This is a genomic window from Arthrobacter sp. 10T425, assembly GCF_056393985.1.
Window position 1 is genome coordinate 1 of record NZ_JBFTGZ010000093.1, and the last position, 426, is coordinate 426.

At 65.7% G+C, this 426-nt stretch carries 1 protein-coding gene; it reads right to left on the bottom strand.

The features are described 5' to 3' along the window. A partial coding sequence (locus tag AC1DDH_RS20670; RefSeq protein WP_476956244.1) for a tannase/feruloyl esterase family alpha/beta hydrolase occupies nt 1-402 on the bottom strand: 402 nt, incomplete at its 3' end. Between the last annotated feature and the right edge of the window lie 24 nt (nt 403-426).

The window sequence follows — 426 nt, forward strand, 5'->3', positions numbered from 1 at the left end:
GCTATAGGCCGGCTTGCTGCCGAAGCCTTGCTCGGTGAACGTCGTGCCGTCCAGGATCGGCCACTTGCCGTAACTGCTGATGCCGCCAGGCAGCGTGAAGCCGAGGTTGAAGCGCGAGTTCAGGTGCGCCACCGTGGCGATCTGCGCGTCGGAGAGGCAGGTGTCCCCGGTGTCGGTGCCGCCGGCGCAGCGCAGCGGGTTGCTGACATCGGTCAGGACGAACTTGCTGGTGAGTGCGGTGCAGGCCGCGCCGTTGGGGTTGCTCACGACGCCGTCGGCCACGCCATCCAGCGTGTCGCAGGCATTCATCGCCGCCGTGAACAGCGTCTTCATCTTCGCCGCACTGATCCAGCCGGCACCGCCATTGAGATACAGCGCCTTGGCGAAGTCGTTGCTGGCCACGTGCATCATCGTCACGTTGTAGGC